The sequence below is a fragment of the Larkinella punicea genome, assembly GCF_003334855.1.
Classification (GTDB): Bacteria; Bacteroidota; Bacteroidia; order Cytophagales; family Spirosomataceae; genus Larkinella; species Larkinella punicea.
On sequence record NZ_QOWE01000033.1, the window covers coordinates 52,038 to 65,349 of the forward strand.

At 53.2% G+C, this 13,312-nt stretch carries 11 protein-coding genes; 8 read left to right on the forward strand and 3 right to left on the reverse strand.

Annotation, left to right across the window (positions count from 1 at the left end):
* Positions 1 to 19 precede the first annotated feature (19 nt).
* The 6 genes from DUE52_RS29390 (at position 20) to DUE52_RS29415 (ending at position 7,418) form a co-directional block, all read left to right on the forward strand.
* Positions 20 to 1,078 carry a sugar phosphate isomerase/epimerase family protein gene (locus DUE52_RS29390; protein ID WP_114409671.1) on the forward strand — a complete coding sequence of 353 codons (1,059 nt, stop codon included), beginning with the start codon at positions 20 to 22 and terminating at the stop codon, positions 1,076 to 1,078.
* A gap of 156 nt (positions 1,079 to 1,234) precedes the next feature.
* Positions 1,235 to 2,020 (forward strand): SDR family NAD(P)-dependent oxidoreductase, encoded by a 786-nt coding sequence (locus DUE52_RS29395; RefSeq protein WP_114409731.1) that lies wholly within the window; start codon positions 1,235 to 1,237, stop codon positions 2,018 to 2,020.
* 118 nt (positions 2,021 to 2,138) lie between these two features.
* Positions 2,139 to 3,461 (forward strand): MFS transporter, encoded by a 1,323-nt coding sequence (locus DUE52_RS29400; RefSeq protein WP_114409672.1) that lies wholly within the window; start codon positions 2,139 to 2,141, stop codon positions 3,459 to 3,461.
* A gap of 66 nt (positions 3,462 to 3,527) precedes the next feature.
* Positions 3,528 to 4,298 carry an SDR family NAD(P)-dependent oxidoreductase gene (locus DUE52_RS29405; protein WP_114409673.1) on the forward strand — a complete coding sequence of 257 codons (771 nt, stop codon included), beginning with the start codon at positions 3,528 to 3,530 and terminating at the stop codon, positions 4,296 to 4,298.
* A gap of 80 nt (positions 4,299 to 4,378) precedes the next feature.
* Positions 4,379 to 5,464, forward strand: a complete 1,086-nt coding sequence (locus DUE52_RS29410; protein WP_114409674.1) for a lipase family protein — start codon at positions 4,379 to 4,381, stop codon at positions 5,462 to 5,464.
* Between the two features lie 283 nt (positions 5,465 to 5,747).
* Entirely contained in the window at positions 5,748 to 7,418 is a 1,671-nt protein-coding gene (locus tag DUE52_RS29415; protein ID WP_114409675.1) for a serine hydrolase domain-containing protein, read from the forward strand.
* Positions 7,419 to 7,442: 24 nt separating this feature from the next.
* On the opposite strand, the gene DUE52_RS29420 is transcribed toward DUE52_RS29415, so the two are convergent.
* Positions 7,443 to 7,808, reverse strand: coding sequence for a winged helix-turn-helix transcriptional regulator (locus DUE52_RS29420; protein WP_114409676.1), 366 nt, complete (start codon positions 7,806 to 7,808; stop codon positions 7,443 to 7,445).
* A 107-nt stretch (positions 7,809 to 7,915) separates the two neighbouring features.
* Between DUE52_RS29420 and DUE52_RS29425 the strand changes: the two genes are divergently transcribed.
* Positions 7,916 to 8,806, forward strand: a complete 891-nt coding sequence (locus tag DUE52_RS29425) for a pirin family protein (protein WP_114409677.1) — start codon at positions 7,916 to 7,918, stop codon at positions 8,804 to 8,806.
* Positions 8,807 to 8,968: 162 nt separating this feature from the next.
* The gene (locus tag DUE52_RS29430) at positions 8,969 to 9,805 is read left to right on the forward strand and encodes an ion transporter (RefSeq protein WP_114409678.1); all 837 of its coding nucleotides are present in this window, start codon (positions 8,969 to 8,971) and stop codon (positions 9,803 to 9,805) included.
* 10 nt (positions 9,806 to 9,815) lie between these two features.
* On the opposite strand, the gene DUE52_RS29435 is transcribed toward DUE52_RS29430, so the two are convergent.
* Positions 9,816 to 10,244: an energy transducer TonB gene (locus DUE52_RS29435; protein WP_114409679.1), complete on the reverse strand. Its 429-nt coding sequence runs from the start codon at positions 10,242 to 10,244 to the stop codon at positions 9,816 to 9,818.
* Positions 10,245 to 10,305: 61 nt separating this feature from the next.
* Entirely contained in the window at positions 10,306 to 13,302 is a 2,997-nt protein-coding gene (locus DUE52_RS29440) for a PVC-type heme-binding CxxCH protein (protein ID WP_114409680.1), read from the reverse strand.
* Positions 13,303 to 13,312: the final 10 nt, after the last annotated feature.

Here is a 13,312-nt window from a genome sequence, read left to right on the forward strand (position 1 = left end):
TTCCAAACCCGTAATTCGTATGGACAGACGTGACTTTATACAAAAGGCGACCCTGGGTGCACTGGTGTTTTCGTTGCCTAAAATGCCCGCTTTTCTGAAAGACATGCCCATGGGTGTGGTGGTGCATTCCTACGGAAGTCGCTGGAATTCAAAGGTCGAAAGCAAAAAATACCCCGGTTTTACGAGCGCCATTGAATTGATCGATCACTGCAAGGAAATCGGCGCGGGCGGGGTTCAGACGGTTGTTAAGGACTGGTCGGCTGAGTTTGCCAAAAAAGTGCGTACCGAACGGGAGAAAACGGGCCTGTATCTGGAAGGCTCCATCGGGTTACCCAAAAAAGCGGAACAGGTAGCGGCTTTTGAGCAGGAGGTGGTCAACGCGAAAGAAGCCGGCGCGACGGTTTTGCGGACGGTTTGTTCGAGCGGTCGGCGGTACGAAACCTACCATTCCAACGAAGAATGGCAGGCGTTGAAGAAAAATGCGCTGGTTTCGCTCCAACTGTCGGAACCCATTCTGCGCAAACACAAAGTCAAACTGGCGGTCGAGAATCACAAGGACTGGCGGGCTGACGAACTGGTAGCGGTTCTGAAACAAATTGATAGTGAGTGGGTTGGTGTAACGCTGGACTTTGGCAACAGCATCGCCCTGCTGGAAGATCCGATGGCCGTGGTGCAGACGCTGGCCCCGTATGTGTTTACGACCCACGTTAAGGATATGGGCGTGGCCGAATACCCGGACGGTTTTCTGTTGTCGGAAGTACCACTCGGCAGGGGCATCCTGGATCTGCAAAAAATGGTGGCTATCTGTAAAAAACACAACCCGGCTGTCACCTTCAACCTGGAAATGATCACCCGCGATCCGCTGGAAATACCGTGCCGGAAGGACGCTTATTGGGAAACCTTTGGCGGTATACCCCGAACGGATATGGACCGGACGCTGCGCATGGTCAAACAGCATACCTACAAACCGGCGCTGCCGAAGGTATCCCAACTTTCTGCCGAAGAACGACTGGCGGTTGAGGAGAAAAACATCGTTTCCTGCCTTTCCTACAGTAGCAACAAGCTGGGGCTTAAATAGAGTTTACGGTTTTCGGTTTACGGTTTTCGGTGCGGTTCCCCGCCGGGACTAACGCATGCTTGCTGGCGCGTTTTTGTTTCATGCGTTAGCCCCGGCGGGGAACCGCACCGAAAACCGAAAACTGTAAACCGAAAACTGAAAACCAATCAACGAATGATGAGTAAAGAAACACTGCCTGGAATTAAGCAATTTGATTTGAGCGGGAAAGCCGCCATCATTACCGGAGGCTCCAAAGGGCTGGGTTTCGCGATGGCGGCCGGTCTCGCTTCGGCCGGGGCGAATGTGATGCTGGTGAACCGGAACGCGGAGGAAGGGGCCAAAGCCGCTGAGGAACTGAGCCAGGATTTTGGGATAAAAGCCCTTTCGTTCAGCGCCGATATTACGAGTCAGGAACAGACCGAAGCGATGGCCCAGGCCGCCATCGACGCTTTTGGCCGAATCGATATTCTGATCAACAGTGCCGGGATCAACATCCGCGGACCCATCGATGAGGTGACACTGGAGGATTTCAACAAGGTGATGACGGCCAATGTCACCGGCACCTGGCTTTGCTGCCGGGCCGTGACGCCCTACATGAAAAAAGCCGGGCGGGGCAGCATCATCAACCTGGCCAGTACGCTGGGCGTGGTCGGCCTGGCCAACCGGACGCCGTATACATCGAGCAAAGGGGCCGTGGTGCAGATGACCCGCGCGCTCGCCCTGGAACTGGCGTCGTATAACATCACCGTCAATGCCATTTGTCCGGGACCGTTTCTGACGGATATGAATATACCGATTGCCGACACGGAAGAAGGCAAGAAGTTCGTTGTGGGCGCGACGGCACTGGGTCGCTGGGGCCACCTGCGCGAAATCCAGGGAGCCGCGATCTTCCTCGCCAGTGATGCCGCCACCTACATGGTCGGCTCCCTGCTCACCGTCGATGGCGGCTGGACGGCAAAATAGTTTAACGGTTTACGGTTTTTGGTTTTCGGTGGCTGACACGTTACTCTTTTTTGCATCAGCCACCGAAAACCGCATACCAAAAACCGTAAACGGAAAACCCCTAAACCAAAAACCGTAAATGGAACAAGTCATTGGCAAGGCCCCCAAAACCCGGGTACGATACGGGATGCTGGCACTCGTATTCGTCAACGTCGTAATCAACTACTTAGACCGCAGTAATCTTTCGGTGGCTGCGTCAGCTTTGAGCAAGGATCTGGCCTTGTCTCCGGTCGAAATGGGGTACATTTTTTCGGCTTTTGGCTGGACCTACGCGGTTTTGCAAATTCCAGGTGGGCTGGTTGCCGACCGCTTCGGCCCCCGGATCTTGTATGCATTCTGTCTCATTACCTGGTCGATCTCCACTGTGTTTCAGGGATTTGCGCGTGGGTTTGCCAGCCTGTTTGCGTTGCGACTGGCCACCGGGGCTTTCGAAGCACCTTCGTATCCGATCAACAACCGGATTGTAACCAGTTGGTTTCCCGACAATGAGCGGGCGGCTGCGACGGCCATGTACGTTTCGGGCCAGTTCATCGGGCTGGCGTTTCTGACGCCGGTTTTGGTAACGATTCAGTATTACGCGGGCTGGAAAGGGCTGTTCGTCATCACCGGTTTAGTCGGTTTGGTGTGGGGTGTTGTCTGGTATCTTTTCTACCGCGATCCGCTGGAGCACAAGGGCGTCAATGAGGCTGAACTGACGTATATCGAAGAGGGGGGCGGTTTGTTCCGGGGAAAAAAAACGGGAACGAAGCACGTCAGCGTGTGGAGTTGGGAAAACATTAAACTGGTGTTTCGGGGCCGCACCTTGTGGGGCGTCTACATTGCCCAGTTTGCCGTGAACGCGACGCTCTGGTTTTTTCTGACCTGGTTTCCCACCTATCTGGTAAAATACCGGGGACTGGATTTTATCAAATCCGGTTATCTGGCTTCCATTCCGTTTCTGGCCGCCTGTGCGGGGGTGCTCTTGTCCGGCTTCCTGTCCGATAATCTGGTCAAAAAGGGCTGGTCGGTGAGCGCGGCCCGCAAAACCCCGATCATCGTTGGACTCATTTTATCGACCAGCATTGTGGGTGCCAACTATAGTACCGACACGGCCTACATCATTTTCTTCATGGCCTTCTCGTTTTTCGGAGCCGGTATGGCCTTGATTTCCTGGGTTTTCGTTTCTTTGTTGTCACCGAAACACCTGATTGGGTTAACGGGTGGCGTCTTCAATTTCATGGGCAATCTGGCGTCGATCATCGTTCCGATCGTCATCGGCTATCTGGCCAAAGACGGCGATTTCAAACCGGCTCTGGTCTTTATTGGTGCCCTGGGCCTGATCGGTGCCTGTTCGTATATTTTTCTGGTGGGAAAAATTGAGCGGAGGGGGGAAAAAGACATGAGAGGTGAGACAAAAGGATAAAGAGTCGGTTTATCACCAAGGTATGTTGTCTTTACTCTCTTGTCTCACTTCTTTAATCTATTAACTATGAGTGATTTAGTATTCCCCGACCGCTACAAAGGGCAGGTTACTATTGTTACCGGTGGGGCAGACGGTTTAGGAAAAGCCATTGCCCGGCGGCTGGGTGCGGAAGGTGCTTCGGTGGCGCTCTTCGACCGGAACGCGGTTTTGCTGGAACAAACAGCGCAGGAAATGACGGCTTTGGGCGTTGTTGTTCGGACGTATACCGTGGATATTTCGCAGGAAGAACAGGTCAAACAAGCCGTAGAGCAAACCGTGGCGGATTTCGGGCAGCTCGATGTGGTGGTGCATTCGGCGGGCATTGTCGGGCCTACCAGCACCAACATTACTTCCTACGCGACGGCTGATTTTGAAAAGTTGCTCGCCGTCAACCTGTTCGGGAGTTTTCTGATCACCAAATATACCGTCGGGCACATGGCTAGCCGGCAGTATGGCCGGATTCTGCTCATTGCGTCCATCGCCGGAAAAGAAGGCAACCCCGGCATGGTGGGCTATTCGGTCAGTAAAGCGGGTGTGATCGGGTTGGTGAAAGCCATTGCCAAGGAATACGCAACCGCCGGAATCACCGTCAACGGGCTGGCCCCGGCCGTAATCAGAACCGCCATGAACGCCGACACCGCCCCCGAACAACTGGCGTACATGACCGCCAAAATCCCGATGGGTCGCCTGGGTGAAACGGACGAAGTGGCGGCTATGGCCTGTTTCATCGTTTCTCCCGAAAATAGTTTTTCAACCGGTTTTATTTACGATATTTCGGGCGGCAGGGCAACGTATTGAGCAGGAAGAAACAAATCGCAGGAGTTTGTAAATCAAAAGGGTTGATCAATCCGTTACCGTCGTAACCAATCCATCTCCGTATGAAAACACGATTTCTTCTGCTTCTGATAGTATCGGTTGGCTTGCTCTTCGGGCGTGTTTCGGCACAATCGAACCAACTGAAACCCGGTTTTGAAAAGGCTGAATACCTGGAAATGCTGCGGGTGGGTGCCGGACACATTGACTCGGTGACGATTGGCCCTCCGCAAGGCTATAAAAGAGTGTATCGCTCGCCCGTTGTGGGCCTCGACAATCGCTGGGAGTTGTGGCAGGGGAGCAACGGCGTTACCGTGATCAGCATTCGGGGCACGACCCTCGATCCATTGGGCTGGATTGAAAACTTTTATGCCGCGATGGTGCCGGCCACGGGCCAGATCCAGTTGAGCGCCAACGAGCCTTTTTCCTACAAACTGGCTAAAAATCCGCGTGCGGCAGTACACGCGGGCTGGTTGATTGGCATGGCGTATCTGGCCAAGGACATTCTGCCCAAAATGGATTCCTGCATTCAGAAAGGAACCAAAGAATTCATGATCACCGGCATCAGTCAGGGGGGCGCCATCTCCTTTTTAATGACGTCTTATCTCTCCAATTTGCGGGGCAACCGGCTCCCCGCCGACCTCCGGTTCAAAACCTACAGCATTGCCGCGCCCAAGCCGGGAAATCTTTCTTATGCGTATGATTATGAGGTTCTTACGCAGGCCGGTTGGGCGTTTAATGTGGTCAACTCTGCCGACTGGGTGCCCGAATTTCCGTTGACGGTTCAAACCACCGATGATTTCAACCTGACCAATCCCGTTACGACGATTCGCAAAGCCATTCGAAATCAGAAGTTTCTCAACCGGGTGATGTTCAATTATGTTTTCAATAAAATGGATAAACCGTCCCGCAAAGCGCAGAAGCGGTACCAGCGGTTTCTGGGGAATTACATCAGCAAGGCTGTCGGGAAGAATTTGCCGGATTACCAGAAACCGACTTATTTCCCGAGCAGTCACTTCATGCGGGCCGGGCAAACCATCGTTCTGGAAGCCGACGAAGCGTATTTCCAGCAGTTTCCGGCCGACCCCAAAAAACTCTTTCAGAACCACCTGCTGAATCCGTATTTGTTTTTGGGGAATCGACTGAAATAGAGCAGCAATCTAACCTACAATTGCTGCTCTGTCTTTTTTATTCTAGGACTTATGTCTGATAATTCTATTGCACTTGCAAACTGCCCCTAAATCCCCTGAAGGGGACTTGGACGCAGCTCAATCCGGATGCCAGAAGTCCCCTTCAGGGGATTTAGGGGCAGTTTGCGACCGTCCTATATTCATAAGAACTGTTAAATTTCATTTCCTTTACGTTATCCTGCATAAATTGCTGGTATATACTAATTTAGCTGGTCAGTGACCCATTGACCGCTACCACCGGCTTATGCGAACTCTTTCTCTCCCCGCTTCTTTTTTGAAAGCAATCCTGTGCATTCTGGTTTCTACCCACGGATTGGCGCAAAGCAAAGAAGATTCGCTGAGCCTGAAAATGGATGCCATTTTTAAGGCCTACAACCGTTTGAATGGTCCGGGTTGTGCGGTGGGAATTATCCGGGATGGGACCGTCATCTTCGAAAAGGGATACGGCATGGCTAATCTGGAATACGACATTCCGATTAAATCAGCGACGGTTTTCGACATTGCTTCGGTTTCCAAACAGTTTGCCGGACTGGCGGTTTCGACACTGGTGCAGGAAGGGAAAATTAAACTGGACGACGATATTCGAAACTACCTGCCTGATGTGCCGAAGTTCAACAAAACCATTACTGTCCGACACCTCGTTCATCATACGAGTGGCTTGCGGGACTGGCCGCAGACCCTGAATTCGGCGGGCTGGCGCTGGGATGAAGTTTTTTCGTTTGAAGACATTATGCGCATGGTGCGGAATCAGAAAGACCTTGATTTCGATCCCGGAGCACGCTATTCGTATTCGAATACCGGCTATAATCTGCTGGCTGCGATTGTCGAAAAAGTGAGCGGTCAGTCGTTCACAAATTGGACGCAGGAACACATTTTCAAACCGCTTCAAATGAATTCATCCCGGTTTCAGGATGATTACACCCGGCTCATCAAAAATCTGGCGTATTCGTACGCCTTCCGGGATCGTGAATTTGTGAAATCACCGGGCGCTTTAACCGCCTATGGTTCCAGTTCGTTGTTTACGACGGTGCAGGATTTAAGCAAGTGGGTCCGTCATTTTGACCAGCAGCTTTTGTTGAAAAATCCCATCTATACGGCGATGCTGACCGAAGGAACACTGAATACGGGCGAAAAAGTACCGTATGGCTACGGCCTGGCAAGCGGAAAAGACCGGGGATTAAAAACCGTTTCTCATACCGGCAGTTGGGCGGGTTACCGGACCATCATCACCAATTATCCGGATGAAAAGCTGTCGATTATCATCCTGAGCAATGCCAGTGATTTTAACGTGACCTCCCATTCGTCCGAGGTGGCCAGCGTTTTTCTGAAAGATAAATTCAAATCAGAAGGCAAATCAGCGATCAACGTAAAGGATGCGCCAACCATTCAACTGGACCCGTCATTGGCCAAAAAATACGCTGGCGTATACCAGTTGGGACCGGGCTGGGCGGTAACGCTTACGCTGGAGGCAGACCGGCTGATGACGCAGGCCAATGGAGAAGCCAGGTTTCCGACCGAGGCCAAATCGGATTCAGTGATCTGGATTGAGGCTTATGGTGCTTCCATGACGTTTGTGCCGGATAAAAACGGCGCGGTTAATTTGCTAAAATACCGTACCATTCAGGCCAAACGAATCACGCCCTGGGTGCCGAACCCCAGCGAGTTGCCGGTATTTGCGGGTACGTATTACAGCCCCGAACTGGCATCGGAATACAAAATCGACGTGGTCGATGGGAAGTTAAAAATGCACCACATGCGGATTGGCGATTTCGATCTCGGCGCTGACCCAACCGGAGTCGATCAGTTCAGCGGCAAAATCGGAAGCATCCAGTTTGTGAAGAAGGGACAGAAAAAAATAACCGGATTCCGGCTGTCGGGTGGCCGGGTTAAAAACATCTGGTTTGAAAAGCGGTAAAAAAGGTCGTCGGATGGTCTGGTGTTACTCGTCTGACGATCCTTTCAGGATGATTTCCCGGTGCAAAACGCCCCATTTCCGCAGGGCTTCAATCACTTCATCCAGCGATTTGCTGTGGGGTGTCAGGGCGTAGGTAACCTTCACCGGGAAGGTGTCTTCCACCGTCCGTTTCACCAGTCCGTTCATCGTCAGATCCTGTAACTCCTTGGATAATACGCGGTCGGTAATGCCGTGAACCTCCCGGGCTATTTCGGTGAAACGCTTCTCCCCAAACGATAATGCCACGATGATGGGTAATTTCCACTTGCCGTTCAGCACATCCAGGGCGTCGCGGATGGGTCGTAAAATTCCCATGCACTCCGAGTGGTTCAATTCGACGGGCTTTTCCATAATTTCCGGTTCACTATCCAAAAGGATATAGCTATTAAAAAGTATAGTACTTACAAATGAATAGTAAATATAGGTAAATTTGTTTACGAAATAAAAAGAATGCAAACATGGAAACGCAGCAAGACGTGACGATCCGGCGCAAGCTGGTCAACGTATATACGCCACCCGCTCAGCCGGGATTTCTGGGGCCCGACCACACGGCCCGGGCGGTTATTCATAAGAGCTTTGCAGAAAGCGATCCTTTTATCCTGTTGATGGATGACGTGCTCGATAAAAAGGGTGGTGAGCCGGTGGGCGGACCGCATCCCCACGCCGGTTTTGAAACGGTTACGCTGATCCTGGAAGGCGAACTGGGGGATTCTGATCACCGAATGAAAGCGGGCGATTTTCAGATGATGACCGCAGGAAGCGGTATTGTTCATACGGAAACCATCGACCGGAAAACGAGGATGCGGCTTTTGCAATTATGGCTCAATCTGCCTAAAAAAGACCGCTGGACTATGCCCCGCGTTCAGGATTTGACGGTAGAGACGGTTCCCCGCGTGTCTGAAACCGGTCTGGAAATTCGGCTCTACAGCGGTTCGCTTGCGGGGATTACCTCACCGGTTCAAAATCATGTTCCGGTTATTATTGCCGATATTCAGTTACAACCCGGTGTTAGCACCACCCAACAGCTACCGGCTTCTTTTAACACCTTTTTGTATGTAGTTGGCGGAAGTGTTGAAATTGGGGAAGAAGGTAAGTTGTTAAAAGAAAATCAGGTAGGCTGGCTGGACAAATTTCCCGGAGATGCGCTCAGCGACCTTGAACTAACCGCCGGGGAAACGGGAGGACGGGTTATTTTGTATGCCGGACAGCCTCAGCACGATCCGATTGTTTCCTACGGGCCTTTCATTGGCGACACTGAAAGCGACATCAAGGGATTATACCAGGCGTTTCGGCAGGGTAAAATGGAGCATGTGTCGGTTTTGCCGGAAAATCAGAAGTTTCGGTATTAAACCACGGTATTCGTCTCTGATTTAGAAAGAAAAGAAGGCTGGAAATGGGTAGTTCGTCATTCAGAATTCGCTTCGGGAATTGGAAGGACGAACTGCCCCTTTTAAACCGGACTTCAACAAACGGTGTTAAGCAGGTGGATTGTCCCGTAAACCACCGCGCCTATGTCCCTGTCTACCCCCAAACCGCCTTCCACGCACTGGCGGCTTCGTCTGCACGAGATCATTTTCGAAGCCGATACGCCCGCCGGGAAGGCGTTCGATATTATTCTGATCGGGAGCATTCTGGTGAGTGTCATCATCGTCATGCTGGAAAGCATCGGCCGGGTCAGAGCGGTGTATGGGGATGAACTGCACCTTGCGGAGTTGTTTTTTACAGTGCTGTTTACTGTTGAATACCTCCTCCGGCTCATCAGCGTGAAGCGACCGCTGCGGTATGCGGGGAGCTTCTTCGGCATCGTCGATATTCTGGCCATTTTGCCGACCTATCTGAGTTTGTTCGTTCCCGGCACCCAGTATCTGTTCACGATCCGTATTCTGCGGCTGCTCCGTATTTTCCGCATTCTGAAGCTGTCGGCATACCTCTCGGAAGCCACCATTCTAACCAGTGCGTTGCGGGCCAGCCGTCGCAAAATCAGCGTGTTTATCCTGACGGTTCTGTCGCTGGTGGTTGTGCTGGGGTCACTGATGTACATCATCGAGGGGGAAGAAAACGGCTTCGACAGCATTCCAACGAGCATTTACTGGGCCATTGTGACCCTGACGACCGTGGGCTACGGCGACCTTTCCCCCCAAACGCCCCTGGGCAAGGCACTGGCGTCACTCGTCATGATCATGGGCTATGGCATCATTGCCGTTCCCACCGGCATCGTCACCGTCGAACTTTCGCAGGCAGCTCTAAAGCTAAAGCAAGCCGTTTCATCCCAATCGTGTCCGTCGTGCGGGGCGGAAGGGCACGACTTCGATGCGGTTTTCTGCAAATACTGCGGAACGCACTTGTAATGGTTTCACTTTACCGGCTCCCGTGGATGCTAAAATTGATCGGCAGGTTATACCGACAAGCCACCACCTGTCCCCCTTGTTTCGCCGGTGTCCAGGCAGGCATATTTTCGATGAGTCGAATGGCCTCCGCATCCAGTTCTGAACCCAAACCTTTTAAAATTTCCGCCTTCTCGATCCGGCCCTGCTCGCTGACGATAAAGGTAACGAACACCTTGCCTTCCTGTCCGGCTTTCCGGGCGGTTTCGGGGTAGCGAAGATTCTTCCCAATATACTCGCCTAACTTGCTCATTCCTCCTGGAAAAGTGGGTGAATCGTCGACAACTAAATAAACCGGGCGGTCGAATGTGGACGTTGAATCGAGGTTTTTGGGCTGGCATTGGGCCAGAAGCCAGAGCGTCCCCAGTAGTGAAAGTATGGTAAGGAAAGATTGTCGGCTCATGGAGTTTCTGTTGTGTGGACAACCGAATAACCTGAATAAGCAAACGTACTAATTTCTGCCGTTACTTGCTCCCCAATTCGCTTAAATACCGGATCAAATCCCGCACATCTTCCTCCGAATACGCATCCATCAGTCCCGTCGGCATCAGCGAACCGCTTTCGGTCTGGCTCGCCAGTTCCTTTTTGTTGATGACCCGGTTTTTGGTGGAAGCCGTCGTTTTGATGTGAATCACCTCGGCGGTTTCAAAGACCTTGATACCCTGAATGATTTCGCCTTTTTTCGTTTCCACCTGCACCTGATTATAGCCTTCCTTGATGTTCTGGTTGGGCCACAACACTTCTGTGATGATTTCGCGGGAGGAAAGGCCGCGGCCAATGGCCGACAGGTTCGGACCAATGGTGCCGCCTTTACCGTTCAGCGAATGACAGGCCGAACAGCTTGGGTTGGCCTGATAAATCAACTCACCGCGTTTCGCATTGCCCTGTTCCTGAATGGCTTTCGCCAGTTTTTCCACGTAATCTGAACTGTATTTCCGGGCTACAATCGTCCGTTCTTCGGCCAGCGCATTCAGCCGGGCGCTGAGTTCGGGCGCGTTGATCCCTTTGGTGGCCAGGGCTTCCAGCGCCAGCCGGGCCTGCGGTTTGGACAGGGCGGTTTTTTCCAGTTCCGCCGTGAGGGCTTTAATCCCGGAACGCTGATCGATCAGGGGCGCGATGGCTTCCCGCATGGCGTCGACCGAAGCCCCGGAACGCTGCATTTCGGCCACGGTTGCCCGGGCCGCCAGCGCGACGTCGAGTTCGCTGAGACCCTTCAACGACGCCAGCCGGATTACGCGGGGCGTTTCGGCAGAACCGACCAGCTTTTGCAGCAACGGCAAAGCCGCCCGGCCGCGCAGTTCGACCAATGCCTTCAAACCTTCGGCCCGGACCCGCTGATCGATCTGGTTGTTCATCGCCAAATTATTGATTGTTGCCGCTGTTGAACTGATTTTCCAGGCCCGCGCCAGGTGGATCGCGGCCATGTTGACTTCGGCGGTTTTTGACGGCAATAGGCTGTTTTTGAGCGAAGTAGCCGCAATAGGAGAGACCGGCCGGACGTCCAGCTTGCTCAGGTTTTCGAGCAAAACCGCATCGGTTTGCGCCGACGGTTGACTCAACACAAACTCTATATCGGCGGCTTTTCCGGTTTTCGCCAGACTGAGCAGCAGATTCCGCCGGACCTCCGGCGTTAGGTTTTCGGTGCCGATCAGCTTCCGGTATTGATCCGGCAAATACCACGATGGTGGTAAAACGCTCACAAGCCAGGCCAGGTGCGCCGGTTTTTTGAACGCCAGCTTCCCGCTTTGCAAAGCCGGTTCCCACGCATCCTGCAAGGCATAGGCGGTTTTGTTCAGCGCATACGTTAGAAATTTGTCCATGGGCTGGTCCAGCACCTGAGTTGCCAGCACCATCGCTTCGGGGCGATGAACCGAACTGACCGCTACCAGGGCTTCGAGCCGAACCCGAGCATGGTTGTCGTTGATCAACGGTTCCAGCACCGCCAGCGGATCAGCCAGCCGGTCGGACCAGCGACCCGCTACGTGGGCGGCATAGGCCCGCGCCCCCGGTTCTTTTCCTTTGGCGAGTTGCCGGAGCAGGGCTTCGTGGACCAGCTCGTGGCTTTCAAACACGCCGAGGGCTTCCATCAGATGGTGCTCGTAATTCGGGTCTTTCGCGTCTAGTTTTGCCACCCATTCCGTTAACTTCGGTCGCACTTCGTGCATCGGTTTTTCGGCCAACAGCCTTTTTACCTGATACCGCACCCAGTGTTCATCGGATTTCAGATGATCCAGCAAAACCGGGACCGGCTGCCCGGCCAGCTTCGGCGGCTGAACCAGCGGTCGGTCGGTGGCCGTAATCCGCCAGATTCGTCCGTGGGTTTTGTCGCGATCCGGGTGCCGCATGGAAGCCTGGTAATGTCCAATAATCGGGTTGTACCAATCCATGATGTACAATGCGCCGTCGGGGCCAACTTTCACGTCGATGGGCCGGAAACTGCGGCTGCTCGAACTCAGGATCGGGTCGAGCAGCCGGGCCGAATACCCGGACGAATCGTTGGCGACCCGCATCCGCTCAATTTTGTTGTTGTAATACCCGGCAATCACAAAGTCACCCTTCAAATCGTCCGGTAAGTGTTTGGTCCGAATAATTTCGATGATGGAACCTTTGATAACGAGCTTGCCAATGGGTGGGAGCAGGGCGCGCTGGGCGGTTTTGACCAGACCGGGAACGGTGTAAAACAATTCGGGGTCGTTGGCTTTGTGGAACATTTCGCCCCACTCGCCGAAGTTCATGCCCCACGGATTGACGCTGGCCATTGAGCCATCCAGAAAATTATCGAGCTGACGGCGCAGGGGCCGATACCGCCAGATGGCGGCCCGGTCGGCTTTTTCAATGCCCCAGGCGGTTTCGACGCGGCTGTAAATGCTATGTCCCTGCGAAAAAAACAACTCACCCCCCGGACTCCAGATAAACGAATTGAGGGTCTGGTGCGAATCGTGCGTGCCAAAACCCGACATCAGCACCTGCCGCGTGTCGGCTTTTCCGTCGCTGTTGGTATCTTTCAAAAACACCAGCTCGGTTTGTTCGCCCAGATACACCCCGCCGTGGCCGAGTTCAAAACCGAGCGGCATCATGAGCCCGTCGGCAAAAACCCAGGACGTATCGGCTTTCCCGTCGCCGTTGCGGTCTTCCAGAACGGTGAGCTTATCGACCGGTTTTTTGCCGGGTTCCAGTTGCGGATACGACGGAATGGTCAGCACCCAGAGTCGCCCTTTTTCGTCCCACCGCATGGCGCAGGGGTCGGCAATGCCGAGGTCTTCGGAAGCGAACAACTCGATTTTGTAGCCTTTGGCCAACTGAAACGATTTGAGTTCGGCGGCCACCGAATTGTCGGTTTCGGCCGGCGAAACCGACATCGGATTGATTTGGCCAAAACCGCTGAGAGAAAGGAACAGGCTCAATAGGAGCGCAATTCCGGTTGGTATTTTACGCAAAACGGTGGTATTGACAAAAGACATGAGGGATAGT